This window comes from Rhizobium sp. AP16 (genome assembly GCF_000281735.1).
Lineage (GTDB): Bacteria > Pseudomonadota > Alphaproteobacteria > Rhizobiales > Rhizobiaceae > Rhizobium > Rhizobium rhizogenes.
This window is the reverse complement of sequence record NZ_AJVM01000071.1, coordinates 21,664-47,194: the sequence shown is the minus strand read 5'-3', so window position 1 is coordinate 47,194 and position 25,531 is coordinate 21,664. Positions and strand designations below refer to the sequence as shown.

General features: G+C 61.7%; 25 protein-coding genes. 6 read left to right on the top strand and 19 right to left on the bottom strand.

Annotated features, from left to right (window positions below):
* Nucleotides 1–23 precede the first annotated feature (23 nt).
* The 3 genes from PMI03_RS30775 to PMI03_RS23925 all read right to left on the bottom strand — a co-directional run bounded on the left by PMI03_RS30775 (nucleotide 24) and on the right by PMI03_RS23925 (nucleotide 2,852).
* Nucleotides 24–887: a carbon-nitrogen hydrolase family protein gene (locus PMI03_RS30775; RefSeq protein WP_007699448.1), complete on the bottom strand. Its 864-nt coding sequence runs from the start codon at nucleotides 885–887 to the stop codon at nucleotides 24–26.
* A 126-nt stretch (nucleotides 888–1,013) separates the two neighbouring features.
* Nucleotides 1,014–2,375, bottom strand: coding sequence for a metallophosphoesterase (locus tag PMI03_RS23930; RefSeq protein ID WP_007699445.1), 1,362 nt, complete (start codon nucleotides 2,373–2,375; stop codon nucleotides 1,014–1,016).
* An 81-nt stretch (nucleotides 2,376–2,456) separates the two neighbouring features.
* Nucleotides 2,457–2,852, bottom strand: a complete 396-nt coding sequence (locus PMI03_RS23925; RefSeq protein WP_007699442.1) for a hypothetical protein — start codon at nucleotides 2,850–2,852, stop codon at nucleotides 2,457–2,459.
* 227 nt (nucleotides 2,853–3,079) lie between these two features.
* On the opposite strand from PMI03_RS23925, the gene PMI03_RS23920 reads away from it, so the two are divergent.
* A complete protein-coding gene (locus PMI03_RS23920) occupies nucleotides 3,080–4,606 on the top strand; it encodes a helicase HerA-like C-terminal domain-containing protein (protein WP_007699440.1) in 1,527 nt (508 codons plus the stop codon).
* A gap of 138 nt (nucleotides 4,607–4,744) precedes the next feature.
* Here PMI03_RS23920 and PMI03_RS23915 read toward each other — a convergent pair whose 3' ends face one another.
* Nucleotides 4,745–5,524, bottom strand: coding sequence for a VOC family protein (locus tag PMI03_RS23915; RefSeq protein ID WP_007699438.1), 780 nt, complete (start codon nucleotides 5,522–5,524; stop codon nucleotides 4,745–4,747).
* A gap of 159 nt (nucleotides 5,525–5,683) precedes the next feature.
* Nucleotides 5,684–6,409, bottom strand: coding sequence for a thioredoxin family protein (locus PMI03_RS23910; RefSeq protein ID WP_007699436.1), 726 nt, complete (start codon nucleotides 6,407–6,409; stop codon nucleotides 5,684–5,686).
* Between the two features lie 70 nt (nucleotides 6,410–6,479).
* Between PMI03_RS23910 and PMI03_RS23905 the strand changes: the two genes are divergently transcribed.
* Nucleotides 6,480–6,926 carry a MarR family winged helix-turn-helix transcriptional regulator gene (locus PMI03_RS23905; RefSeq protein WP_039974612.1) on the top strand — a complete coding sequence of 149 codons (447 nt, stop codon included), beginning with the start codon at nucleotides 6,480–6,482 and terminating at the stop codon, nucleotides 6,924–6,926.
* 3 nt (nucleotides 6,927–6,929) lie between these two features.
* Here PMI03_RS23905 and PMI03_RS23900 read toward each other — a convergent pair whose 3' ends face one another.
* From PMI03_RS23900 to PMI03_RS23890, 3 genes are all read right to left on the bottom strand, one after another.
* Nucleotides 6,930–7,682 carry an RES family NAD+ phosphorylase gene (locus PMI03_RS23900; protein ID WP_007699422.1) on the bottom strand — a complete coding sequence of 251 codons (753 nt, stop codon included), beginning with the start codon at nucleotides 7,680–7,682 and terminating at the stop codon, nucleotides 6,930–6,932.
* Nucleotides 7,642–8,025 (bottom strand): MbcA/ParS/Xre antitoxin family protein, encoded by a 384-nt coding sequence (locus tag PMI03_RS23895; protein ID WP_007699419.1) that lies wholly within the window; start codon nucleotides 8,023–8,025, stop codon nucleotides 7,642–7,644. Before PMI03_RS23895 ends, PMI03_RS23900 begins: the two co-directional genes overlap by 41 nt.
* Nucleotides 8,026–8,156: 131 nt before the next feature.
* Entirely contained in the window at nucleotides 8,157–8,579 is a 423-nt protein-coding gene (locus tag PMI03_RS23890; protein WP_007699417.1) for an organic hydroperoxide resistance protein, read from the bottom strand.
* A 132-nt stretch (nucleotides 8,580–8,711) separates the two neighbouring features.
* Between PMI03_RS23890 and PMI03_RS23885 the strand changes: the two genes are divergently transcribed.
* Entirely contained in the window at nucleotides 8,712–9,173 is a 462-nt protein-coding gene (locus PMI03_RS23885; RefSeq protein ID WP_007699414.1) for a MarR family winged helix-turn-helix transcriptional regulator, read from the top strand.
* A 42-nt stretch (nucleotides 9,174–9,215) separates the two neighbouring features.
* Here PMI03_RS23885 and PMI03_RS23880 read toward each other — a convergent pair whose 3' ends face one another.
* The gene (locus PMI03_RS23880; protein WP_007699410.1) at nucleotides 9,216–9,956 is read right to left on the bottom strand and encodes a L,D-transpeptidase; all 741 of its coding nucleotides are present in this window, start codon (nucleotides 9,954–9,956) and stop codon (nucleotides 9,216–9,218) included.
* Between the two features lie 162 nt (nucleotides 9,957–10,118).
* Nucleotides 10,119–10,922: a L,D-transpeptidase gene (locus PMI03_RS23875; RefSeq protein WP_034519574.1), complete on the bottom strand. Its 804-nt coding sequence runs from the start codon at nucleotides 10,920–10,922 to the stop codon at nucleotides 10,119–10,121.
* A gap of 158 nt (nucleotides 10,923–11,080) precedes the next feature.
* On the opposite strand from PMI03_RS23875, the gene PMI03_RS23870 reads away from it, so the two are divergent.
* Both PMI03_RS23870 and scpA read left to right on the top strand, forming a co-directional pair.
* Nucleotides 11,081–12,409 (top strand): methylmalonyl-CoA mutase family protein, encoded by a 1,329-nt coding sequence (locus tag PMI03_RS23870; protein WP_007699406.1) that lies wholly within the window; start codon nucleotides 11,081–11,083, stop codon nucleotides 12,407–12,409.
* Between the two features lie 253 nt (nucleotides 12,410–12,662).
* Nucleotides 12,663–14,798: a methylmalonyl-CoA mutase gene (gene scpA, locus PMI03_RS23865; protein WP_007699399.1), complete on the top strand. Its 2,136-nt coding sequence runs from the start codon at nucleotides 12,663–12,665 to the stop codon at nucleotides 14,796–14,798.
* A gap of 15 nt (nucleotides 14,799–14,813) precedes the next feature.
* Here the strand turns inward: scpA and PMI03_RS23860 are convergent, their stop codons facing one another.
* From PMI03_RS23860 to PMI03_RS23840, 5 genes are all read right to left on the bottom strand, one after another.
* The gene (locus PMI03_RS23860; protein WP_007699396.1) at nucleotides 14,814–15,245 is read right to left on the bottom strand and encodes a hypothetical protein; all 432 of its coding nucleotides are present in this window, start codon (nucleotides 15,243–15,245) and stop codon (nucleotides 14,814–14,816) included.
* Between the two features lie 161 nt (nucleotides 15,246–15,406).
* On the bottom strand, nucleotides 15,407–16,405 hold the full coding sequence (locus PMI03_RS23855; RefSeq protein ID WP_007699392.1) for a S9 family peptidase: 999 nt from the start codon (nucleotides 16,403–16,405) through the stop codon (nucleotides 15,407–15,409).
* A 90-nt stretch (nucleotides 16,406–16,495) separates the two neighbouring features.
* Nucleotides 16,496–18,133 (bottom strand): cisplatin damage response ATP-dependent DNA ligase, encoded by a 1,638-nt coding sequence (locus PMI03_RS23850; protein ID WP_007699387.1) that lies wholly within the window; start codon nucleotides 18,131–18,133, stop codon nucleotides 16,496–16,498.
* Nucleotides 18,133–19,143, bottom strand: coding sequence for a ligase-associated DNA damage response exonuclease (locus PMI03_RS23845; protein ID WP_007699384.1), 1,011 nt, complete (start codon nucleotides 19,141–19,143; stop codon nucleotides 18,133–18,135). The genes PMI03_RS23850 and PMI03_RS23845 overlap by 1 nt, the downstream gene beginning before the upstream one ends.
* Nucleotides 19,144–19,171: 28 nt before the next feature.
* Nucleotides 19,172–19,942: a carbon-nitrogen hydrolase family protein gene (locus tag PMI03_RS23840; RefSeq protein WP_007699382.1), complete on the bottom strand. Its 771-nt coding sequence runs from the start codon at nucleotides 19,940–19,942 to the stop codon at nucleotides 19,172–19,174.
* 179 nt (nucleotides 19,943–20,121) lie between these two features.
* Here PMI03_RS23840 and PMI03_RS23835 point away from each other — a divergent pair, with 179 nt between their 5' ends.
* A complete protein-coding gene (locus PMI03_RS23835) occupies nucleotides 20,122–21,495 on the top strand; it encodes a TIGR03808 family TAT-translocated repetitive protein (protein ID WP_007699378.1) in 1,374 nt (457 codons plus the stop codon).
* A gap of 3 nt (nucleotides 21,496–21,498) precedes the next feature.
* Here the strand turns inward: PMI03_RS23835 and PMI03_RS23830 are convergent, their stop codons facing one another.
* From PMI03_RS23830 to PMI03_RS23815, 4 genes are read right to left on the bottom strand one after another with little or no spacing between them, the layout of a single operon-like run.
* On the bottom strand, nucleotides 21,499–22,281 hold the full coding sequence (locus PMI03_RS23830) for a crotonase/enoyl-CoA hydratase family protein (RefSeq protein ID WP_007699368.1): 783 nt from the start codon (nucleotides 22,279–22,281) through the stop codon (nucleotides 21,499–21,501).
* A complete protein-coding gene (locus PMI03_RS23825) occupies nucleotides 22,278–23,147 on the bottom strand; it encodes a hydroxymethylglutaryl-CoA lyase (protein ID WP_007699365.1) in 870 nt (289 codons plus the stop codon). Before PMI03_RS23825 ends, PMI03_RS23830 begins: the two co-directional genes overlap by 4 nt.
* Nucleotides 23,144–25,132, bottom strand: coding sequence for an acetyl/propionyl/methylcrotonyl-CoA carboxylase subunit alpha (locus PMI03_RS23820; RefSeq protein ID WP_007699359.1), 1,989 nt, complete (start codon nucleotides 25,130–25,132; stop codon nucleotides 23,144–23,146). Before PMI03_RS23820 ends, PMI03_RS23825 begins: the two co-directional genes overlap by 4 nt.
* Nucleotides 25,133–25,141: 9 nt before the next feature.
* On the bottom strand, nucleotides 25,142–25,525 hold the full coding sequence (locus PMI03_RS23815) for a RidA family protein (RefSeq protein ID WP_007699356.1): 384 nt from the start codon (nucleotides 25,523–25,525) through the stop codon (nucleotides 25,142–25,144).
* Nucleotides 25,526–25,531: the final 6 nt, after the last annotated feature.

The window sequence follows — 25,531 nt, the reverse complement described above, 5'->3', positions numbered from 1 at the left end:
GGAGAAGGGGCTGGCTCCGCGTCTCAATCCTCGAACTGATACAGGATACGTTCGGCTCGGCGCGATTCCAGAACGGCCGCGAAGAAGCGATCCTGTTCGGGATCGTCGGCCAGCGCGTTCATCGTGAAGCCGGCCTCATGGCGCGTGGCCTGTCCGCCCATATATCCGCCGCGCTCCACCCATAGGCTTGGATAATCCTGGCTGTACCGGCAGGAGTTGGCAGAGCTGACGGCATAGACATATTGCCGGCCATAGGCTTGCATCAATGGCGGGATCGTATGGGTTTCATTCTTGTCGCGCCCCTGACCGTCGGCGCAGGCGGAGTGAAAGACAAGTTCGACCTGGCCTTCATACGCACGCCAGAGCTCGGGATAGCTCCAATCTCGACAGATCAGAAAACCGCAGGAAACGCCTTCAATATCCAGGATGAGCTGGTGGCGACCCAATTCGAAAGCCCGCTGATCATTGGTCGAGCAACAGCGCTTGTCATAGCGGCCGGCGAGTTGACCGTCGCGGTTGAAAACATAGAGAGAATTGAATTTCTTCTGCGTGGCGTCGTCGCGATGCACACAGCCAGTCGCGACCCAGACGCGGTGACGACGCGCCGCGGATTGCACCGCTTCCACCGCCACCTGAAGACCAAACCAATCGAAGCCGGTCCAGTCCGGCCAATTGGCCGAGCCATAGCCGGACAGAGCACATTCCGGGAAATGGGCGACATCGGCTCCTGCCTCGGCCGCCGCTTCAATCAGCGACAGAATCTGCGCAGCATTCGCCGCGATGTCATGCCCCACGGGGATCTGGCACGTTGCCACTCTCAGACGATCCGGCGCTCCGATGGCCGAAGGCCGCTTGTGCCAAGTATAGGCGCCATCCCACTTCGCCATGAACTTTCCCCGCAAAGACTCGATTCGGCTATGCGATTAGCCTAACAGAAAGCGATCCGCACTCGAACGAACCATGCTACCTGCCGGCAGCCTTTCCGATGTGGAGCACCCCAGACCCTCGGTGGATCACTGTGCCGCAGCAATCGAAACCTGCAGCCCGCTGCCCACGAAGGGACGATCCGCCGCTCCACCCTGACCATGGCCCACGCTCCATTGCGACGGCCATACCAGACGCTCGAGGCCGGTTGCGGAGGCCGCATCGAAGGAGGTCCATCTGTTATCGCCATGCATGCGGTAGAGCACGCCACCCGGCCCCATGCCGGGATGCAAGACAATATCGAGGTCGAAAGGCTGGCCTGCGGCGAGATCGGGACCCAACCAGTAATGCGGACTGCGACCTGGATCGCGACCCAGGATCACGGTCAAGGTCTGTCGCGGACCGCGCAGACCAAGCCAGAGCGGCGAGATACTATCGGGATTGAAGGCGGAGAAGAGGGTTTGAGCCGGGGCATGTGCCGTGTCCGGCATCAGCCCCCGTATCCGCAGTTCGACAACACGGTCATTGCTCGTCGAGCCGCTAAACCCAGCCGCATGCGTTCCAGGTGAGAGGTTTTGCCACTCCTCCGGATCAGCCGGCTTGAGAGGCCATTGCAACCGTTCGCGAACAACTCCGTCCGTATCCAACACCTGATAACGAAAACTGTCCGCATCGAGCGCCGCCTGGATGCAATGGAGATATTCCACGCCCTCCGGCATTCGATGAGCCGTGCCCGCGCCGGCGGTGCAAAGCTGTAGGACACCGCGATGAACCTGGACGTCGAAGACAAGGATATGGCTGCAAACATAGGCCAGCACATCGGCTTCAACCAGAATATCCCAAAACCGCTTGGCATATTCGGGGCCGATCTCGCGCTGATACGCGCCGGAAAATCCGTTGACGGGGAAAACTGGGTGGTGGCCGAGGACGATCTTGTGGCTGATATCGTCATGCGCCTTCAGCGTTGCTTCCAGCCACTCGGTCTCGACATGGCCCTCGCCGCCGAGGCCGGTCCAGAGCGTATGGACGAAGACCAGGAGAAGATCACCATGGCGCACCCAATAGGACAGGCCTTCCTGCTCCGGTGGTCCGTTTTTAGGAAGCTGCAGGACCTCGCGGAAGATCTGCTCGCTCATCTCGTCATAGGTGGTGTGGTTGCCGGTCGTGTGCCAAAGCGGCGTCTTTTGGCGGTCGAGCCAGCCCATTTCGTTATCGAGCCAATGCCGCCATTGTGCTCTCAATTCTTGGGCATCGGCGGTCAGGCCGATGACTTCATCGCCCGGAAACAGAATGAATTCCGGTGGCGGATCGAGCCGGCGCAAGACGGCATTGACAGCGGCAAAGGTCTTTTCGTGCAGCGCGCCTGGAACGCCGGAACAGGAATCGCCATAGAGCACGAAGTTGCGGCCTGATCCTTGCGGCAGAAGAGACGGAATAGGATTGGCGGACATGAGCGGCCTGCAATTTACAACATGACAAAACGAAAAACCCCGCAGATGAACCGCGGGGTCCCTGTCACGAATAACAGCAGATTACACGAACTGGCTCAACCCCGGCACGGAGCCGACGACCTTGTCGACCACGTCGTTGCCGGCATGCTCGCGGGCGGCTTCAATGGTTGCCTTGGCGAGCGAGGTCACCTCACCCATGCTGAGGCCGCTGCTCATCAGCTGCTGGCCAAGCGCCATGATACCGCCGCCGCCGCCGACAGCGCTGAGAAGGCCGCCAAGCAGGCCGCCGCCGGAGGCTTCTTCGCTGCCATATTGCGCCACCAGATCGGTAGCACCGGGGATGGCGGCAATCATCTTGGTGACCGGGCCATCTGGAGATTCACGCTGCAAGAAGCCAAGGATCGTGCCGACGGCTTTCTCCGCGACATCGGGTGCAATACCAGCTTTCGCCGCGATTTGATCAATAACTTCGTTCACTTAAACCTCCAGCCTGTTGATTCCGACGTTAACGTCAACGTAACCGAATGAGCCGACAGGCACAAGCCGTGCCGGATATGCGTAGTCTATCATGAACATAACCATGACGCGAATGGTTGTCGCCATTCAAGTCTGTTCTTATAACAGCTTCAGGACAAATCGATGAACCGGCCCGGGCAGCTCCTTTAGAGTTGCCCGGGCCGCCGCCCACAGGGAGACGACACCTCATGCCGCAGCAAGATGGACAGATTTTCGTTGGCGCCAGCCGCAAGCCGGACGACAGTCTCAACAAGAGCGAATATCTGACGCTGAAATTCGGCAATCGCCACGGTCTCATTACCGGCGCGACCGGTACGGGCAAGACGGTGACGCTGCAGGTGTTGGCGGAAGGCTTTTCCAAGGCCGGCGTGCCGGTCTTCTGCGCCGACATCAAGGGCGACCTCTCCGGCATCGCCGCCAAGGGCGAGCCGAAGGATTTCCTGTTGAAACGCGCCGAGGATGTCGGCCTGAAGCCCTATGAATTCGAGCAGTTCCCCGTGATCTTCTGGGATATCTATGGCGAAAAGGGGCATCGCGTGCGCGCCACCATCGCCGAGATGGGACCGCTGTTGCTCTCCCGGCTGATGGATGCGTCAGAGGCACAGGAAGGCGTGCTCAACATCGCCTTCAAGATCGCCGATGAAAACGGCCTGGCGCTGCTCGACCTCAAGGATTTCCAGGCGCTGCTGAACTACATGGGCGAAAACGCCAGCGAGCTTTCCAGCAAATACGGCCTGATCTCGAAAACCTCCGTCGGCTCGCTGCAGCGTTCGCTTTTGGTGCTGGAACAGCAGGGGGCGGCGAATTTTTTCGGTGAACCGGCGCTGAAAATCTCCGACATCATGCGCGTCAACAACAACGGCTACGGCCAGGTATCCGTACTGGCCGCCGACAAGCTGATGATGAATCCGCGCCTCTACGCCACCTTCCTGCTCTGGCTGCTCTCCGAGCTCTTCGAGGAACTGCCTGAAGTCGGCGATCCTGAAAAACCGAGGCTGGTGTTCTTCTTCGATGAGGCGCATCTGCTCTTCAACGATGCGCCGAAAGTGCTGATCGAGCGTGTCGAGCAGGTCGTACGCCTGATCCGCTCCAAGGGTGTCGGCGTCTATTTCGTCACGCAGAACCCGCTCGACGTGCCGGAAACCGTGCTCGCTCAGCTCGGCAACCGCGTGCAGCATGCGCTGCGCGCCTATACGCCGCGCGAACAGAAGGCCGTGCAGACGGCGGCCGACACGTTCCGGGCCAACCCGGCCTTCAAGACCGCCGATGTCATTACCACGCTCGGCACCGGCGAGGCGCTGGTGTCCATGCTCGAAGGCAAGGGCGCACCCTCGATCGTCGAGCGCACCCTGATCCGCCCGCCGTCCGGCCGCATTGGCCCCCTGACCGATGCCGAACGCCAGGCCATCATCAATGCCAGCCCGGTCGCCGGCCTCTACGACCAGACCATCGACCGCGAATCCGCCTATGAAATCCTCGCCGCCCGCGCCGGCAAGGCAGCCGAACAGGCTGCAACCAAGGAAGATGGAGACAGCACCGGCGGCTGGACGCTTCCCGGCTTCGGCGGCGATAGCAACAAGCCGGCAGGCCGCGGCCGCTCCGGCTACCAGCGCGAAACGATCCTGGAAGCAACGATGAAAAGCATGGCGCGTACGGTCGCAACGCAGGTTGGGCGGGCGCTGGTACGGGGGATTCTGGGAAGCTTGAAGCGATAAAAGATCACCCTCCCCTTGAGGGGAAGGGTCGGACCGAAGGTCCGGGGTGGGGTGATCTGCGACAAACTCTGCAGATCCGAATGTCACCCCCACCCGCCGCTTTGCGGCGACCTCCCCCCTCAAGGAGGAGGTGTTATACTACCGACCCGGCGCGACCAGAGAGAAGAACGCCCCTTGCGGATCAATGGCCTGGACGATCCAGCTGCCGCCGGGGACTTCCATCGGACCATTGACGATCTTGCCGCCGGCTTCGTTGATCCGGCCAATGGCTGCATCGATTGCCGGAACGTTGAAATAGAAATTCCAAGCGGGCATGGGCATCTCCGCCGGCTTCGTCATGATGCCGCCGAAGTCGCGGCCCTCGATCTTGAAGATCTTGTACTGGCCCATCGGACCCATGTCGAAATCGGAACTCCATTCCCAGCCGAACATGTCGCAATAGAAATCGAAAGCTTTCGCGCCGTCACCGGCATAGAGCTCGTGCCAGCCGACATAGCCGGGCGCGTTGGGTGCCGGCACCTCCCAGTCCTGCCCTGGCAGCGGCGTGAAGAGGCAGAAGGCGGCGCCATAGGGATCGCCGACAACGGCGAAACGGCCGACGCCGGGAATATCCCCCGGCTCCCGATAGACCTTGCCGCCCTTGGCCGTGATCGTTTTGGCCGCCTCATCGACACTGGGCACGCTGATGTAGCCGGTCCAGCAGGGCGGCGTGCCCATGGCCTTGGCTTCATCCGGCAGGATCATCAACCCGGCGATCGGTCCGGCGCCGGCGCTGAACAGGGTATAGGCCATCTCGATTTCCGGCATGCCGGCATCCTGCGCGTCCCAGCCGACGACCTTGCGGTAGAAGGCTTCCGCCGCCGCCATATCGGTGGTCATCAGTTCGTACCAGACAAAATATCCCTTCGCAGCAGCCATTGTCTCTCTCCCTATTGCTTGCGGCGGTGATTGGCGATCACGAGCTGCTTCCGGCTCCACCCGGATGACAAGCCCCATCCATAGTCCTAAACACGGCGCTCCGGATCTTTGTTCCCTATAGCCTTCAGCCGTGACCCCATGCGGCCAGACTCCCACACTTCAGTGACAGCAGGATTGCGCCTTGGGGCTCTCTTCATATTCGTCGTGACGGCGAACGAAAGACATGGTGCCGTCTTCGTTGCGGCCCTTGGGGGCGCGGTCGAGGATCATCAGCGTGCCGATCAGCTCTTCCGGGCCTCGGGCGTAGCTGGAATAGGTATGGAAGATATTGCCGGCTTCGTCCTTGTAGAAAGCGCTGAGGCCCGGCAACTCGTCATGGCCTTCGGACGAGTCGATGGGAGTGAAATTGTAGAATATCGTCTCGCCAGCGAGCTGCTCCTTCGAGAAGGAGACGTGATAGTCGAAATTGAAATCGTCGGCGAAGGACGAGAACCACGGGAATTCCCAGCCCATGCGCCTCTTATAGGCTTCCACCTTCTCGAGCGGAGCGCGGGAAACGGCGACCAGGCTGACGTCATGATGATTGAGATGCGGCAGGGCTCCATCGAGATGATCCGCAAGGAAAGAACAGCCGGGACATCCCGCGTCCCAATCCGGACCGAGCATGAAGTGATAGACGATCAATTGACTGCGGCCGTCGAAGAGATCGGCAAGCGTCTTCTTGCCCGTCGGCGTGTCGAAGACATAGGTCTTGTCGACCTTGACCCAGGGCAAAGCCAGGCGCTCGGCATTGACGCTATCGCGCAGATGCGTCGCCTCCTTCTCCCGGGCCAGCAATTTGCGGCGGGCCTCTAGCCAAATTTCGCGGGAAACGATCTGGTTCATTGTCCGCCCTCCTCCGGCGTGCGTTTATCCCAAATCTTGACAAATACATTGATATCAATATTAATAAATCATGTCAAATATGATTGAGATTCCCTTCGCAACAACGCTTCTGGTGCGCGACACCTGCCTTTGCCTGCATGTGCAGCGCGCCGCCCGCGCTCTGGCACGTCGCTTCGACGAGGCGCTAAGGCCGCTCGGGCTCACCAACGGCCAGTTTTCCCTGATGATGTCCCTGAACAGGCCGCAGCCCGCGCCGATGGGACCGGTCGCGACACTGCTCGCAATAGACCAGACGACGCTGACAGCGGCCTTAAAGCCGCTGGAGCGACGGGGCTGGGTGAGCGTTCTTCCCAATCCCAGGGATCGACGCGCGCGGCTGCTCAGTCTGACGCCGTCAGGCAAGGCGGTGCTGGCGGCCGCGGTGCCGATCTGGGAAGCGACGCATGCCGAGGTAGAGCAGCGGTTGCCCGACGGCAACGGCGATGGATTGCGGCGGGACCTGCTGGCTCTGGCCTGACCGCTAGCCCCGCATGCGGGGGTCGTCGCCGAAATCGCTGCGCGCGAAGCCGAGACGGGCTTTTGGAAACTCGCAGAGTGCCTGCACGCCGGCTGGCGACAGCCGGATGCGCCAGGTCTCACGTTCCACAGGCTCGCGCGCGGCAAAAGCATGGGCCGTCAGAAGTGCAATATTCTTGCCGCCCTTGGGATCGCGGACGGACTGGTAGAGGATCGCGTCAACCTTCCCTGCCCGCGCTGCGTCAGCAAGAGACTGGCAGGCTTCGTAATTAACGGGATCGGCCCAGGCTTCGCGATCGCGCTCCAATGGCGCAAGCGTCAGATCGATCGCCTGCTTGGTCGCAATCACAGCCGCAAAAGCGGTATATTCGGCCGCGTTGGCGGGCAGCGGCGTTCCCGGAGAATCGCTGAAGAAAAGCAGCCGATAGAAGCTCATTTCCGCCAGTGCCGTCTCGACCTGTTCGGACGCATAGAAGACGCCCAGCGTACGCCCTGCTCGCCGAAAGCGCGAGCCATAGGGATAGATCGCACCGTAACGAAAGGGCGTGGCCAGCAGGTAATCCAGGTCGGCGCATTCCGGTGGTAAAGCCGGCTTGCTCTCTTCCAGAAGGGTCTCGAGAAGAGCCTGCTCCTCCAGCGTGTCGACCAGCTTCAATGTCGAGACCTGATGCTGCGCCTCCACCAGCCGCCAATAGCGGCCGGAAATCGGCCGCGCCTCAGACGAGAGCGCGTCGGGCGTCCAGATAGGCAAGGACATCGGTCAATCCGGAAATGGAAGTGATCTTTTCAAGCGGCGTTGCGCTGAAGGCGAGATTGGGATTGCGCAGCCATTGCCGTGCCACGGCCTCGTCGCCGCCGACGATCGCATCGAGCGAGCGGAAGAGGCGCACGAAGAGGACCGCGAGCTCGAACGGCTTGCTGTGACGTTCCAGCAGATGGTCCCGCCGCTTCATGCGCGACACCGTCGCTTCCGAAACGCCGATGACATCTGCGAGTATGCGTGCGTTCAACCCCAGCCGCTCGGCGGCATTGACGGCCGCCTTGGTGATGACCAGAGCCTCGCCGGGGATTGCATGATGTATCGCTTGAGCATTTGCCATAGCCACATCCTTTCTCAAGAAAATATATAGCAACTTTCTTGCAAAAGAAAAAGGGCGATACGCCGAAAAGCGTGTCGCCCCTTTTATGTACCGTCCGCTCCGTTAGTCCGGTGCGACGGTAAAGCCTATTCTCAGGCCACCGTGACCGGCACTTCTGTCGAGGTGCGGAGCGCATGGCTGTAAGGGCAAACGATGTGGGCTGCGGCAACCAGCTTTTCAGCTTCAGCCTTGTCCAGGCCCGGAATGTGAACCGACAGTGCGACTTCGATGCCGAAACCGCCGCCATCTTCGCGCGGACCGACGCCGACCGTTGCGGTCACCTTGGCGTCTTCCGGAATCTTGACCTTCTGCTGGCCGGCGACAAATTTCAGCGCACCGAGGAAGCAGGCGGAATAACCGGCAGCAAAAAGCTGTTCGGGATTGGTGCCGGTGGCGCCATCACCGCCCAGTTCCTTCGGCACGGTCAGCGTGACGTCGAGAACGCCGTTGTCGGAAACAGCGTGGCCAGCACGGCCGCCGGTGGCGGAAGCTTTGGTGGCGTAGAGAATAGGCATGTCGGATCTCCTTTGCGGGTTGGATGGATTTTATATATAGCACGATTTAATCGTGTACAACATATTTTTGCGGTTTGATTTTGAAAAGTGAACCTGTGACAATGACACTAACAACAAAATGGTGGAGCAGCGATGACAGACAAGGTGCAGGGGCAAGCAATCCCGGATGAGGAAAAGCGGCTGGAGCGGCAGCTTTGCTTTGCGGTCTACGCCACTGCGCATGCTTTCAATCGTGCCTACAAGCCGATCCTCGATCGTGTCGGCCTGACCTATCCGCAATATCTGGTGATGCTGGTGCTCTGGGAAAAAGGCTGCCTGCCGGTCAAGACCATCGGCGAACAGCTCGATCTCGATTCCGGCACGCTGTCGCCGCTGTTGAAGCGCCTGGAACAGGCCGGCCTGATCGGCCGTGCGCGCGACCCGAAGGACGAACGGCAAGTGATCGTTTCATTGACGGAAAAGGGCGCCGGTATGCAATGCCAGGTCAGCACCATCATGTCCGCCATCGGCGAAGCCACCGGCTGCGATATGGATGAAGTGGCCAGCCTGCGCGACCGGCTGCAACGACTAAGGGCGAATTTGACGGCTGAATAAAAGCCACCAAACCCGCCCTATCCTATCTTAAGCTATGTAAGCCTAGGCCTGCGTTACCAGGATCGGCGCACGCTCCGGCACGCGATCGTAGAGATCGATGACATCCTGGTTCAGCAGACGGACGCAGCCGGAGGAAACGGCCTTGCCGATGGAGCGCCAGTCCGGATTGCCGTGCAGACGGTAGAGCGAATCCTGATTGTCCTCGAAGATGTAAAGCGCACGCGCGCCAAGCGGGTTCTTCAGGCCAGGATCCATGCCGCCATTGGCAATCGAATATTTGACGAGTTCCGGCTGGCGGGCGACCATTTCATCCGGCGGGTTCCAGCGCGGCCACTTCTTGCGCCACTGGATGACGCCGCGGCCCTGCCAGGCAAAGCCCTCACGACCGACGCCAATGCCATAGCGCATCGCGGTGCCGCCCGCTTCGGTAACGTAGAGGTGACGCTCGCGCGTATTGACGACGACGCTCCCCGGCGCTTCGCCGGTCGGGTCGGCAACGCGCTGGCGATAGAATTGCGGATCGATCTGCTGGTAGGGCACGGGCGGAATGAGAAAACCACCATCCTCCACGGCCGCGTACATCACGGCCGGATCCGGTTGTTCGCCGCCATAATTGGAGAACCAGCTACGGAAGGGGCGAGAGGCCGGAGCACCGGTGTACTGCACCGGGCTGACGACAGGCCCGCTTTCGACCGTGGAAGCGCAGCCGGCGAGCGTCGAAACGGCGCCGATACCAGCGAAGGCGAGGAAATTTCGTCGGGAAAAAGAAGAAGGCAGGCTCATGTCGACAGCATCATTCCTGTTGGACGGGAAGCGAGAACCGATGACAACAAAGCTGATTCGGCTTCCCACGAGATTCGCAGAGACAGGAGCAAAACTAAAGAGCGCAAACCGGTCCGGCTATCGCACTTATGCAACATCACGAAAATTTGTTATAAACTGTCGTTATAAAACGACAATTTCCGCCTTATCGGGCACCCGGTTGTAGAGATCGATCACATCCTGGTTGAGCATACGCACGCAACCGGACGAAGCCGCCCTGCCGATCGACTGCCAATCCGGCGTCCCGTGGACACGATAAAGCGTGTCCTTGCCGTCCTTGAAAATATAGAGCGCCCGAGCGCCGAGCGGATTGGTCGGCCCCGGATTCATGCCGCCGCGCTCGGCCGAAATCGGCCTGATCTGCGGTTCGCGCGCCACCATTTCAGCCGGCGGCGTCCAGCGCGGCCATTTCGCCTTCCACTGGATGACGCCCCTGCCATGCCAGGCATAGCCGGCAGCACCCAGACCGACGCCATAGCGCATGGCGCGGCCACCCGGCTCGACGAAATAGAGATAGTGGCTCCGGGTATCGACGACGATCGTTCCGGGGCGTTCATTGGTCTGATAGTCCACCTCCTGACGCAGGAACTGCGGATCTATGCGCTTGTAGGGGATGGCCGGCAGCGTGAAATCATCCTCGCTCCTCTGTGCATACATGGCCTGATGCACGGGATTGAAGGTCGGCAAGCCGTAGGTCTGATGGAATTGCGTGCGGAAGAGATCGCGCGATTGCGGCACCGGCTGCACCGGCAGGCGCTTCACCTTCTGCGGATCGATACCTTCCGGCCGATAGAAGACAGGCGAGGTTTCCTGCACGAACCGGTCGGGATCGGTCGCACCCGTATCGGGAACGATGCTGCAGGCGGACAGCATGGCAAGGGCCGCAACGGCAGGCAGGAGGCGGGAAACGGGCAAAAGATCGGCCATCATCGGGAACCAGTTGGAATACGGATCGGTGAGCCGCATGATGACCGGCCCGGCTGGCGCGAGGCTGGCGTCGAAAGCAAAGATATTGCACCAGGAGGTCAAACTTCTGTTTTCCCTCGCCCTGGCTTGGGTTAGACCATTGCGAGACGGAGGATGGCATGAATATCGACAGTCTCGACCCGAACCTTTTTGCGCCGGCAAGCCGGGACGCCTGGCTCAAGTTGGTGAACCGAGCGCTGAAGGGGGCCGACTTCGAGGGGGCACTGGTATCGCGCACCGATGACGGCATCGCAATCCAACCGCTCTACGCCCGCCACCTCGACGCCACTCCGCTGCCGCGCCGCCGGATTGACGCCCCCTGGACGATCAGCCAGCGGATGGACGACCCGGATATCGAACGCGCTTTCACGCAACTCGACGCGGATCTCGCCAACGGCGCCGGCGGTGTCCACCTCCTGTCGAAAACCAGCTCATCGGCCTTTGGTATCGGCATAGACGCAGAGGCGGACAGGCTCGCAGCGAAACTGGCAGCCGCGCTTTCGGGCAAGGATATATCGCTGCGCCTTGATGGCTTTTCCCCGGCCCTTGCCGGTTCCTCCAAGCTTGCAGGCCTTCATGCGGGTCTCGACATGTTCACGCCGAGCCAGGCAACCAGCGAGCTGGCAAGCAGTTTCAAGCGCCTGCTTGACGCCGGGTTGGCCGGCACGATCCTCAATGCCGACGGCCGCGCCATCCACAATGCCGGCGGCACGGAAGCGCAGGAACTGGCTGTCGTTGCCGCTTCTCTCGTCGCGCATTTGCGGCTGCTGGAACAGGCAGGCTCGGCACCGGAAGCAATCCTGAATGCCACAAGCCTTTGTCTTTCTGCCGATCAGAACCAGTTCGTCACCATGGCTAAGGCTCGCGCCGCGCGGATGCTGTTTGCGCGGATCGCTGAAGCCTGCGGCATTTCCAATCCGCCGAGGGCTCATCTCTTCATGGAAACGAGCTACCGCATGCTGACCCGGCTCGATCCGGAAACCAACATCCTGCGCAACACCATCGCCGTCTTCGCCGCAGGCACGGGGGGCGCCGATGAGATTTCGGTGCTTCCGCATACGCTCACCCACGGCATTCCGGACCCGCTGGCGCGGCGACTGGCGCGCAATACGCAGACTGTCCTGATCGCCGAAAGCCACCTCGATCACGTCATCGATCCCGCCGCAGGTGCGGGCGGCATCGAGGCGCTGACGGAGGCACTCGCGGAAAAGGCCTGGGAGATCTTTGTCGGCATCGAGCGCGATGGCGGACTGGCGACGATGATCGCCAGCGGCCGGTTGGCGGCGATGGTGGCGGAGGCGCGCGCAAGCCGCGTGGCAAAGCCGATTGTGGGGACGACATTGTTTGCGATGAAGACGGAGCGGCCGGTTGTGGTTTTGGGAGCGCTTGGGGCTGTTACGGCCGGCATGGGATTGAGGCCGGTGCGGCTGGATGAGGTTGGGGCATGAGGGTGGTTATGGAAAGTACGGAGAGTGCGTACCCCCCTCTGTCACTTCGTGACATCTCCCCCACAAGGGGGGAGATTGGTGGGAGTTTGCCGCTCGTTTCCGCAAAACAAGCCAACACAAGCTCAACATATGCGATGCTCGTTTGGGGCAAGATGGCCCCGCGCGTTACCAATCTCCCCCCTTGTGGGGGAGATGTCACGTCAGTGACAGAGGGGGGTGGCGCAGGTACAGCATACTCGGAGGTCTCGGTCCCATGAGCCCCACCCCCGACTTCACCACTATCCCCTGGACGAAGACCAAGACCAAGACGTCGAAAACCGACGCCCCCTCCTGGCAAACCCCGGAAGGCATCGCCGTCAAGCGCGTCTACGACGCGGCGGATCTTACCAACCTGAACTTCCTCGACACTTACCCCGGCGCCGCCCCCTTCCTGCGCGGCCCCTATCCGACCATGTATGTCCAGCAGCCCTGGACCATCCGCCAATATGCGGGTTTCTCCACCGCCGAGGAATCGAACGCCTTCTATCGCCGCAATCTCGCGGCCGGCCAGAAGGGCCTTTCCGTTGCCTTCGATCTCGCCACCCATCGCGGCTATGACAGCGATCATCCGCGCGTGGCGGGCGACGTCGGCATGGCGGGCGTGGCGATCGATTCCATCCTCGACATGCGCCAGCTGTTCGACGGCATTCCGCTTGATGAAATGAGCGTTTCGATGACCATGAACGGCGCGGTTCTGCCTGTCATGGCGCTCTATATCGTCGCGGCAGAGGAACAGGGCGTTTCCGAGGACAAGCTCTCGGGCACGATCCAGAACGACATCCTCAAGGAGTTCATGGTCCGCAACACCTATATCTATCCGCCACAGCCCTCGATGCGGATCGTCTCGGATATTTTCAACTACACCAGCCAGCGGATGCCGAAGTTCAATTCGATCTCGATTTCCGGCTACCATATGCAGGAAGCAGGCGCGACGGCGGATCTGGAGCTGGCCTATACGATCGCCGACGGCATCGAATATGCCCGCGCAGGCGTTGCCGCCGGGCTCGATATCGACAGCTTCGCGCCGCGCCTCTCCTTCTTCTGGGCTGTCGGCATGAATTTCTTCATGGAAGTCGCCAAGATGCGCGCGGCGCGGCTGATCTGGGCGGCGCTGATGCGGAAGAACTTTGCGCCGAAGGACCAGAAATCGCTGGCGCTGCGCACCCATAGCCAGACATCCGGCTGGTCGCTGACGGCGCAGGACCCGATGAACAACATCATCCGCACTATGGTCGAGGCCATGGCGGCGACGCAGGGCCATACCCAATCCCTGCACACCAATTCCTTTGACGAGGCGCTGGCGCTCCCGACCGACCACTCGGCCCGGATCGCCCGCAACACGCAGATTCTGTTGCAGAAGGAATCCGGCACCACCGATATCATCGATCCTTGGGGCGGCTCGGCCTATGTCGAACGGCTGACCCACGATCTGGCGGCACGCGCCCTCACCCATATCGAAGAGGTCGAAGCCCTCGGCGGCATGGCGAAGGCGATCGAAAAGGGCATTCCGAAGCTCCGCATCGAAGAGGCTGCCGCACGTACGCAGGCCCGCATCGACAGCGGCCACCAGACCCTCGTCGGCATCAATTTCTCACGGCCGGAACAGGATATCGAAGTCGACGTGCTGAAAGTGGACAATTCCGAAGTCCGCGCCCGGCAGCTCTCGAAACTGCAGCAGTTGAAAGGCACCCGCGAGACGGCGGCGGTGGAGAGCGCGTTAGACACGCTGACCGACGCCGCGCGCAACGGCACCGGCAACCTGCTCGATTTCGCCGTCAAGGCCGCGCGCGCAAGGGCAACAGTCGGCGAGATTTCGCTGGCACTGGAAAAGGCCTATGGGCGGCATGTCGCCGAGATCAGAACCATCTCCGGCGTCTATCGCAAGGAAGTCGGCACGGCCGATCCGGTCTTCAACAAGGCCATTGCCAAGGTCGAAGCCTTCCGCAAGGCGCGCGGCGAAAAACCCCGCATCCTCGTCGCCAAAATGGGCCAGGATGGCCATGACCGCGGCCAAAAGGTCATCGCCACGGCCTTCGCCGACCTCGGCTTCGATGTCGTCGTCGGCGCGATGTTCCAGACGCCGGAGGAAGTCGCCGATGTCGCCGTGCGCGAAGGCGTCGATATCATCGGCGCCTCATCGCTCGCCGCCGGCCACCTGACGCTGGTGCCGGAACTGAAGGAAGCGCTCGCCCGCCGCCATGCTACAGGCCGCATCCTCATCGCCGTCGGCGGCGTCATCCCGCCACAGGATTTCGCAGCACTGGAAGCCGCCGGCGCCGACGCAATCTTCCCGCCGGGAACGGTGATCGCGGAGGCTGCGGTGGCGCTGATCGATCGGCTGATGAAGTAGGCAGCAACGCCGCGACTACGGTGCAGCGTGTTCGAACCGTTCATGCAGGGTTTGCTGCGTCTTGACGGCACGGCGACGGATCATCAGAAAGCGGCCGGCGAAGACGCGTGCCGGATCTTCATGCGGAATGTGCCAATGTCCTTCTATTTCACACCCATCCAGGCTTAGATGTCCTTCATAGTGGACATTGTGTGACAAGCCGTCTCCGTCGTAGAACTTGACGAAGATTACAAGGTCCTCGGTTCGCCTGCCCTCGACCGAGGCGTGAGCCTTGACGCCCCGGTGGCCGCGGCGCTGCATGATTTCGTGAATCGAGCCGGAGAACGAACTGCCGAATTCGATCAGCGTTGCGAGAAAATGGCTTTCGGGAATCTCATACTTCGCTGGATAATTATAAATCCCGTTCCAGATGCCCGTCAGGTTGAAGCTCTTATCGACCGAGCCCACACGCCCTCCCATGCTTTGCCGTCACCCAAAGCGCTCCGAACCTCTCAGATACGCCTCTCATGCTTCAAGTCATTGTTTTCGCATATCGTTGCACGATTTGGCACGACAGGCGCTAGCCGTCTCACGAACCTATTAGGCAGGTGAGAAAAAGCAAGGCGACTCTACGCCGCCACGCTCTTGAAAAACTGAATGCTCTGCTCGATTTCCGCCGGCAGGGCCGAGGTGTGGTTGCCCTGAACAGTCGCAACCTCGATCTTGACGCCGCCGGCGATAGCGCGCTTGGCAAGCAGCGCGGCACGGCCATCGAAATGGCTTTCCTCCGTGCCGTGCATCACCTTCACCGGGCATTTGAAACTATGCGCGTAGCAAAGTGGCGAACGCATCTGGAATTCGCGCGGATTCTTGGCGTTGAAGCGGATATCCTCGGGATAGCGGTGGAAGAAGGCGAAGGCATCCGGATTGCCCGAAATCGGAGCCGTGGCCCGGAAACGCTTGGTCGACATGGCCGTCAGCATCGCCAGCGTGCCGCCGACGCTGTGACCGGCAAGAAACAGGCGATGCGGATCGACGCCGGGAAGATGGCGCAGGCGATCGGAAGCGGCCAGCACGTCCGCCACCTCATCGTAGAAGCCGGAGAAATTGCCCTTCTGGCCGTTTTCGCCGCGCATCGACGGGATCATCAGGACATAGCCGGCGTCGATATAGGCTTTCGCCAGCAGCCAATGGCCCTGACCGATGGCATTGCCGCCATGCAGGAACAGCACCGCCGGTCGCGGCTTCGGCGTGCGCTCGTAGCGCGACACCCAGGCAACCAGCTCAAGCTCGCCGCCAAGCCCGCTGCGATAAAAAATCTGGTCTGCGCCGAGAGGAGCGATCAGTGGTTCATATTTGTCGGGTGCCGGACCCTTGCTTAGAAGGTCGGTGCGAAACTTGTGGCGTTCCTTGGCATAGTCGCCCGCCAGCAACGGCGGATCGGCCGGGGCGTCGGCCGTCTTGGCGACCGGAGCCTTGGGGTCTGCAGTCTTGGCATCCGCCGCCTTGGTCTCAAGGACCTTCGTGTCGGTTGCTCCAGCGATGTTGGGGGCCAGGAGGGTTGCGGCGAGACCGGCAAGAACGATGCGGCGGTTGGGGCGAAATGCTTTTTCTTCAGACGATGTCATATGCTCTGTCCAAATATGCCCGGCAAATCGATATCTGCACCGGTTGAAAGGCGAGGCCAATTCACTTTGTAGTGAGGAATCAACCTGTCCTCATTCATCAACCGCGGGAGCCTTGGCGTCAATTAGCGCCACCAAAGTTTCGAGCCGATCCGCTTCATAGGGCGGCTTCTCCGGCCGGAGGCGGGAAATGCGCGGAAATCGCATGGCGACACCGGATTTGTGCCGCGTCGAGCGGTTGATCCCTTCGAAGGCAACTTCGAGGACGAAGCCGAAATCGCGATCGGCCCGCACCGCCCGCACCGGGCCGAAACGATCGATCGTATTGTTGCGCACGAACTTGTCGAGCACTTCGAGCTCGGCATCCGTGAAGCCGAAATAGGCCTTGCCGACCGGCACCAATTGTTCGCCCTCCGGGGTCATCGACCAGACGCCGAAGGTGAAATCGGAATAGTAGCTGGAACGCTTGCCATGGCCGCGCTGGGCATACATCAGCACCGCATCGACATTGTAGGGATTGCGCTTCCATTTGAACCAAGGCCCCTTGGCGCGGCCGGCGAGATAGGCGCTGTCGCGGCGCTTGATCATGACGCCTTCGATGACGGGATCCGGAGGAGACGACCGCAGCTGATCGAGCTCCTCCCACGAGGTAAAATCGACCAGCGGCGACAGATCGAAGCGATCATGGGGTGCAGCCTCGACGATCTCCGTCAGCCGTTCACGTCGGTCGAGAAAGCCGCGAGCGCGCACATCCTCCTCGCCGTCAAACAGCAGGTCATAGGCGCGGATGAAGGCCGGATAGTCCTCCAGCATCTTTGCCGTGACCGTCTTGCGGTTCAGCCGCTGCTGCAGGTCGGAAAATGTGCGTGTCGGGCTGTTGGAACGCACTGTGCCGCCGATCAGCAATTCGCCGTCGACGACGCCCTCGAAGCTGATCGCATCGACGATATCGGGGAAAGCGCCGGAGATATCGTCGCCGGAGCGGGAATAGAGTTTGCTCGTCGCACCGGCACGCGAAAGCTGGACGCGGATGCCGTCCCATTTCCATTCGGCGGCGAAATCCTTCGGGTCGAGCCCGTCGAGATCGCCCGGTTCGACGGGATTGGCCAGCATGACGGAATGAAAGATCGCCGGCGTCGCCAGCACCGGCCGCTCTCCTTTGCCCTCCAGCCAATGGAACAGGCTTTCATAGGGCGGCTGCAGCCCATGCCACAGCGTTTCGATCTCGGTTACGTCCTTGCCGCTTAGCTCCGCCAGCGCCTGCTTGGCCAGCCGCGCCGACACGCCGATGCGCAATGCGCCGGTCGCAAGCTTCAGGAAGGCGAAGCGGCCGGACGTGTCCAGCCGGTCGAGCAGATCGCGAACGAAGCCGCGCACCTCGGTACGCCCTAGCGCATTCATGCGGCGCACGACCTCGCCGAGCCTGGGCTGCTCGCCGGGCGGGCGAACGATATCGCTTTCCTTGTCCCAGACCAGCGAGATGGTCTCGGCGAGATCACCGACATAATCATAGGAATAGCGGAACAACACCTCGTCCATGCGCTCCAGCACGAGTTCGCGCAGCATGGCCGGCTTGACGTTGCGCACCTCCAGCGTGCCGGCGATTGCGGCCAGCCCGTAACCGCGATCTGGATCGGGCGTATCGCGGAAATAGTCGGTGAGCAGCTTCAGCTTGCCGTTGCGGCTCGGCGTCAGCACCAGGCGGTCGAGAAGATCAGCGAAAGCTTTCATCAGTCGCCCTCGTCTTCATAGCCGATCAGATGCAGCGGCTTGGCCGTGATGCCCTGCAATTCGCACCAGCGCACGAGAGCTTCCTCGCGCCCATGGGTGACCCAGACCTCGCCCGGCTTCAGCTCCAAGATCGTCTCTGTCAGCTCCGGCCAATCGCAATGATCGGAGATGACCAGCGGCAGCTCGACGCCGAGCTGCTTGGCGCGCTGGCGCACCATCATCCAGCCCGAGGCAAAGGCCGGCAGTGGATCATGGAACCGCCGCGCCCAGCGATCGGAAAAGGCCGATGGCGGCCCGACGACGATGGCACCCTTGAAGATCGACTGGTCCCGGCTTTCCACGGTTGTCGGCAGCAATTCGCCGAGCGCAATGCCCTGCCCGGCATAATAAGCACACAGGGTCTCCAGCGCGCCGTGAATATAGATCGGCTTGTCGTAGCCGGCATCGCGCAACAGTCGGATGACGCGCTGCGCCTTACCGAGCGCGTAGGCGCCGACCAGATGGGTGCGCTCCGGAAACTGCCGGAGCGAGGCCAGCAGCTTTTCCGTCTCCGCCATCGGATCGGGATGATGGAACACCGGCAAGCCGAACGTCGCCTCGGTGATGAAGACATCGCAGGGAACCGGCACGTAGGCCGCGCAAGTCGGGTCCGGCCGCCGCTTGTAATCGCCCGAGACGACGATGCGCAGCCCGTCCTTCTCCACCGCGATCTGCGCGGAGCCGAGCACATGCCCTGCCGGATGAAACCGCACCTTCACGCCGTTGAGCGTCACTTCCTCACCGAAACCAACCGCCTGCTCCGATCCGGCGAAGCCGCTGCCATAGCGTATCCGCATGATGTCGAGCGTCTGGCGGGTGGCGAGCACATGGGCATGGCCGGCGCGGGCATGATCGGAATGTCCGTGCGTGATCAACGCCCGCTCCACCGGCTGCACCGGATCGACATAGAAGCCGCCGATCGGACAGAACAGCCCTTCAGGGGCGGGATAAAGCAGTTGCTCCGGTCTCATAGGGACAAGGATAGCGCGATTTCCGTGATTATGTAGCGATCATCGATGCTTTTCGACCGAATCCGCGTTCATGGTGTCGATCGGGCAGGTCGAAGACCAGGACATCCTCGCTATAGGGCTTCGCCTTGGCAACGACGACGCCGTTCGGATCGACGATGGCGCTGCTGCCATAGCTCAACCAGCCATCCTTGTTGCTGCCTACGACATCCGAGGCCATGACCCAACATCCCGTATGCCTGGCGCATACTTGTAGGCCGGAGATGCCGGGCTTATGCCACATCTCCGCCTTGTGCGGCCGCAGCATCAGATTGACGGGATTGCAGATAAGGCCGGCTCCCTTTCTGGCAAGGCGGGATGCCGTGTAGGGATATCTGAGATCGGCGCAGATATTGATGCCGAAGCGCCAATCGGCGAGCGCCCAAATTGGAAAATCCGTCCCCGGCGTACAGCCGCTTTCCAGCGGATGCGCCTTGGCGTAGACCCCCACGATCCGGCCGGCTTTCGCGACGACTGCGCTGTTATAAATCGCCTCCCCTCGCCGCTCGAAAAGGCCGATGATCGCTGTCGTTCTCCCCGAGACGCAGCGGCCGATCAAGGCATTCAGGGTGGGGTCATCGAGAGAGAGGGCGCGCCGCCTGGCAATGGCCTCGTTGTAGCTGTGGCCCTGAAGATAGCATTCGGGGAAAAGAGCGAGATCGATGCCTTGCGCATCCGCCCATGCCAGATCGCGCGCAAGCACATCGCCCACCTTATCGACGGCGTCGAATAGTGCCAGACGTTGAAAGGCCGCGATCCGCATGGCGAAGGGCTAACACGCTTCGCGAGTCGTCCACAGAGCGGCACCTGATTATTTCCGCGGCGGCGCAGGGGTAAACGAAGGAATAAGACGGAAAGCCTGTCGGTCGCTTTCGTACCAGAATGGCACAGATACGAATGGCACGTTTTCTGCTTCCGTAAGCGTTGTCTCAGGAGTTCATCATGATGCAGCGCCGCGCGTTCATCGCCTACATCGCCGCCTCGACTGCCGCCGGCCTGCTTGCGCCGCGTGGCTTTGCTGCGCCACTCGCCAAGATCGCCGGGGCCGAAATGCGCGGGCCGATCGACGCGATCGCCTACAAGACGACGCCAGGCACCAGCGATATCCGGAGCGGCAAGCTGCAAGCGATGATCGACAGCGCCGCGCGGAACAACACGCCTCTTTTCCTGCCGCCTGGAAACTACAACGTCTCGAACCTGACCTTGCCGGACAATACCCGCATCACCGGCGTGCCCGGCGCCTCGCGGCTGGTCTATGGCGGCGACGGCCATCTGATGAGCGCCGACAAGGCCAGGCGCATCGAACTCTCCAGCCTCGTGCTGGATGGCGGCAACCGCTGGCTTGCGGATTATGCAGGCGGCTTGCTGCAATTTACCGGCGTCGACGAGGTGCTGATCGACAATTGCGAGATCGCCGGCAGCCGCAAGCATGCGCTGCAAATGGAGCGCTGCGGCGGGCGGATCGAGCGCTGCCGGATATCGGGCGCCGCCGATGCCGGCCTCTATTCCGTCCAGTCGGCCGGATTGACGATTACGGACAATACCGTTGAGGATTGCGGCAATGGCGGCATCCTCATCCACCGCTGGGACAAGGGCGAGGATGGCAGCGTCGTCACCGGCAACCGCATCGCCCGCATCGGCGCCAATGACGGCGGCACCGGCCAGAACGGCAACGGCATCAACATCTTTCGCGCCGGCGGAGTTCTGGTTTCCGGCAACCGCATCACCGATTGCGCCTTCACCGCTGTACGAGCCAATTCGGCATCCAACGTGCAGATAACAGGCAATCAATGCCTGCGCTCCGGCGAGACGGCGATCTTCTGCGAGTTCGAGTTCGAAGGCGCTATCGTCGGCAACAATCTGGTGGATGGGGCTGCGAACGGCATTGCGATCGCCAATTTCGACAAGGGCGGGCGGCTTGCCAGTGTGACCGGCAACATCATCCGCAACCTGTCGCTGACCGGCCCCTATCCGCAGGAGAGCGGTTTCGGCATCGGTATCTCCGCCGAAGCCGATACGCTGATTGCCTCCAACCTCGTCGAAAACGCCCCGCTCTGGGGCCTGAAACTCGGCTGGGGTCCCTATCTCCGCAATCTCGTCGCCACTGGCAACATTATCCGCCAAACGCCCATCGGCTGCGTCGTCTCAGTGGTCGAGGGCGTCGGTTCGGCGGTGATCTCGGACAATCTGTTCCAGCAAGTGGAAAAAGGCGCGGTCGTCGGATTCCGCTGGGACAAGCCGGCGTCAGGCGATTTGACGGTGAAGGGAAGCGAAGAGTTTCCGCAGCTGACAATCGAGAAAAACAGGCGGGCCTAGCCCTTATCGCCACTTCGGCTGCCGCCGCTCGAAGAAGGCGGCAAGCCCTTCCCTTGCCTCCTCGCTCTCCCACGCCTCCACCAGTTGCTCGATAACACGGTCGATCACTTCATCGGTAATCGGCATACCGAGAGAACGGGCCAGCGCCTTGGCGCGGGCAGCGGCCTGTGGCGAGGCGGCAAGGAAGTGGCGGATTTCGGATTCGACGGCTTCATCCAGCGCATCTTCGGGAACGACGCGGGACAACAGCCCGGCAGCATGGGCCTGCCAGGCATCGATGATCCTGCCGGAGAGGAAGAGTGGGCGGGCATGCGCCTCGCCGATGCGGGCGATCACATAGGGGCTGATAGTGGCGGGGATGATGCCGAGGCGCACCTCCGTCAGGCCGAAACGGGCGGTGGCCGCGGCAATCGTCATGTCGCAGACGCTGAGGATACCGATGCCGCCGCCGAAGGCATTACCATGCACGCGGGCGAGCAGTGGCTTCGGCAGTTCGTTCAGAGCCTTGAACAGCATGGCCAGTCGCCGGGCTTCGACGATACGTCCCGCGCGGGTGGCGTCGAACTGGGCGCGCATCCAGCCGAGATCGCCGCCGGCGCAAAAACTTGCCCCCTCACCCGCAAGAACGACGACGCGCACGCGCGTATCGCCGCCGAGGTCATGAGCCGCCTCGGTGAGCGCATCGATCATCTCGGCCGACAAGGCATTATGCTTTTCCGGACGCGCCAGGGTCAGTTGCGCGACACCGCGTTCGTCGATGGCGACATGGATCGTTTGCGATGTCATGCGGCGCTCCTGAGGCTGCGGGCGAAGGCGGCGGCGTGGCTAAGTTTCTCCTCATTGAGGCCGGTCTCGAAGCCGTGTGTCGTCAGATAGTCGTGGACGGCAACGGTATCGACATTGCCCTTGGCGCCCGGCGCGAAGGGGCAACCGCCGAGGCCGCCGGCGGCGGCGTCGAACACGCGCAGGCCGCGTTCCAAGGCAACGGCGATATTGTCCAGCGCCCTGCCCGTCGTATCGTGAAAATGGCCGGCCAGCATGGCCGCCGGAAGCTCGCCAAGCACGGCTTCCAGCATCCTGTTCACCGCCTCCGGCGTGCCTCGGCCGATCGTATCCCCCAGGCTGATCTCGTAGCAGCCGAGCCCTCCCAGCAACCCGGCAACGCTGGCGGTATTCGCCGGCGGCATCATGCCTTCATAGGGGCATTCGACGACGCAACTGACATAGCCGCGCAGGGGAATACCGCGATTGCGGCACGCCTCGGCCACCGGCCGGAAACGCTCGATGCTCTCGGCGATGGAGCAGTTGATGTTGCGCATCGAGAAGCTTTCGGAGGCCGAAGCGAAGATCGCCACCTCGTCGGCGCCCGCCGCAAGCGCTTCCTCAAACCCTCGTCTGTTTGGCGTCAGCACCGCATATTTGACATTGGGCTTGCGTTTGATCCCGGCCATAACCTCGGCGGCATCGGCAAGCTGCGGCACCCATTTCGGACTGACGAAACTGGTAACCTCGATGCGCTCGAAACCGCAATCGGAGAGCATGTCCACCAGCTTGACCTTGTCGTCCGTGCTGATCTGCCGCTCTTCGTTCTGCAAGCCGTCTCGTGGCGCCATTTCGACGATGGCGACATGGTAGGGAGCACGGTCGGTCATTGCGTATCCTCCGGGCGGAGCGACAGCAGCACGGCACTTTCGCTGGTCTGGTCGCCTTCGCTGACATTCAGGCTTTCCACAACGCCATCGCGCATCGCAGCCAGTGTCAGCTCCATCTTCATGGACTCCATGACGATGAGGGCCTGCCCCTTCGCCACCGCATCGCCTTCTCGTACCCGCACGATCTTGATGAGGCCGGGCATCGGCGCGATCAGCCGGTCGCCACCGGCGGCCATTTCCGCCTCGCCATCCAGCGGGTCGAGCCGATGGAAATGATGGGTTTGGCCGTCGAGGAAAAGCGTCAGGCCATGCGGTATCCGGAAAATACTCACACTCACTTGTCGGCCATCGACCTCCACCCGGCACGTATCGTCGCTACGGTCGACAAGACGAATAGTGACGGTGCGATCGTCAAAAGGCACCGAGAAGAGACCCTGTCCTTTCGCAATCACACGGCAATTCGTCTGGCCACCGCCATGATGCAAAACGACGGGACGGCTTGTCTCGCCCCAAAGCTGCCAGGCGCCAAGCGACGCCCAAGGGTCATCGCTCAAGGAGCGCGTCAGACCACCCGCCTCGACAATGGCCGCAATGACGAGGGCGACATCGTCAGGCGGCTGCACTGACGTCAACGCCTCCACCTCGCGGTCGATCAGGCCCGTATCCGGACGGCCGGCGACGAAAGCCGGCTGCTCGCTCAAGCGGATCAGGAAATCGAGATTGCTTGCCGTCCCCGCCATCTGCGTATCCCGCAGCGCCCACGTCAGCTTGCCGAGTGCCGCTTCGCGGGTTGGGGCGTGAACGATGAGCTTGGCGATCAGCGGATCGTAGTATGGCGTGATGCTGTCACCCTGGCGCACGCCGGCGTCGATGCGGGCATCGCCCTTGGGAAATTTCAAACGCGCCAGCGTGCCGGTTGCCGGCAGGAAGCCGCGCGACGGGTCCTCGGCGTACAGCCGAGCCTCGAAAGCCCATCCGTCGATCGCCAGTTCGGCTTGCGTCTTCGGCAAGGGCTCACCGCTGGCAACCCGCAATTGCCATTCGACCAGATCGACCCCGGCAATCGCCTCGGTGACGGGGTGCTCGACCTGCAGGCGGGTGTTCATTTCCATAAAGAAGAACCGGTTCGGCAACAGGCCCTGCGAGACATCGGCGATGAATTCGACGGTGCCGGCGCCGCGATAGTCGATGGCGCGCGCTGCCCGCACCGCCGCCTCGCCCATGGCGCTGCGCATTTCCTCCGTCATGCCGGGTGCCGGCGCTTCCTCGATTACCTTCTGGTGCCGGCGCTGTAAGGAGCAATCGCGCTCAAAGAGATGCACGACATTGCCGTGACTATCGCCGAAAACCTGGATCTCGATGTGACGCGGCTGGATCAGATATTTCTCAATCAGCACGGCGTCATCGCCAAACGCCGATTTCGCCTCGCGCCTTGCCGCCTCCAAGAACGCCGCAAAATCCTCCGGCCGGTCAACGCGCCGCATGCCCTTGCCGCCGCCGCCTGCCCGCGCCTTGATCAGCACCGGAAAGCCGATCTCCGCCGCTCGCTCAGTGAGGAACGCCGCATCCTGCTTGTCGCCGTGATAGCCGGGGACGACCGGCACGCCGGCTTTCTCCATGAGCGCCTTGGCCGCATCCTTGAGACCCATGGCACGGATCGAGGCGGGCGACGGGCCGATGAAGGTCAGCCCAGCCTTCTCGACGGCTTCAGCGAAATCGGCGTTTTCCGATAGAAAGCCATAGCCGGGATGGATGGCCTCCGCGCCAGACCGCTGTGCGGCCGTGATGATCCGCTCCTTCGAAAGATAACTCTCGCTGGCAGCAGCCGCACCGATATGGATAGCCTCGTCGGCGAGCGTCACATGCAGGGCATCGATATCCGCATCAGAATAGACGGCGACTGTGCGAACACCCAAGTGCCTTGCCGTCCGGATGATCCGGCAGGCGATTTCTCCGCGATTGGCGATCAATATCTTCGAGAACATCGGTTGATCCTATTGCGCGGCGATAACCTCGACCTCGAGCAGCCATGCGGTGTCAAAAATGCCGGCGATCACCACCGTCATGGCTGGCGTCAGCGAACCAAGATATTCGGCGCGGATCTCGCGGTTCTCCATGGTGTGGTGACGGTCGGCAAGAAAGACCGTCACCTTGACGATGTCGGCCTTGCTCATGCCGGCGGCTTTCAACTGGGCATCGACATTGAGCCAGGCCTGGCGGGCTTGCGCCTTGAACCCCTCCGGAAGCGCATCATCTGATGTCATCGGAATCTGGCCGCTGACGAACAGCAATTTCTCGAAATTCTCGAGCTTCACGGCCTGGGCATAGCCGCCACGCGGCTGTGGTGCGTTCTTGGCATTGATGGCGTCGCGTTTCATCTCAAT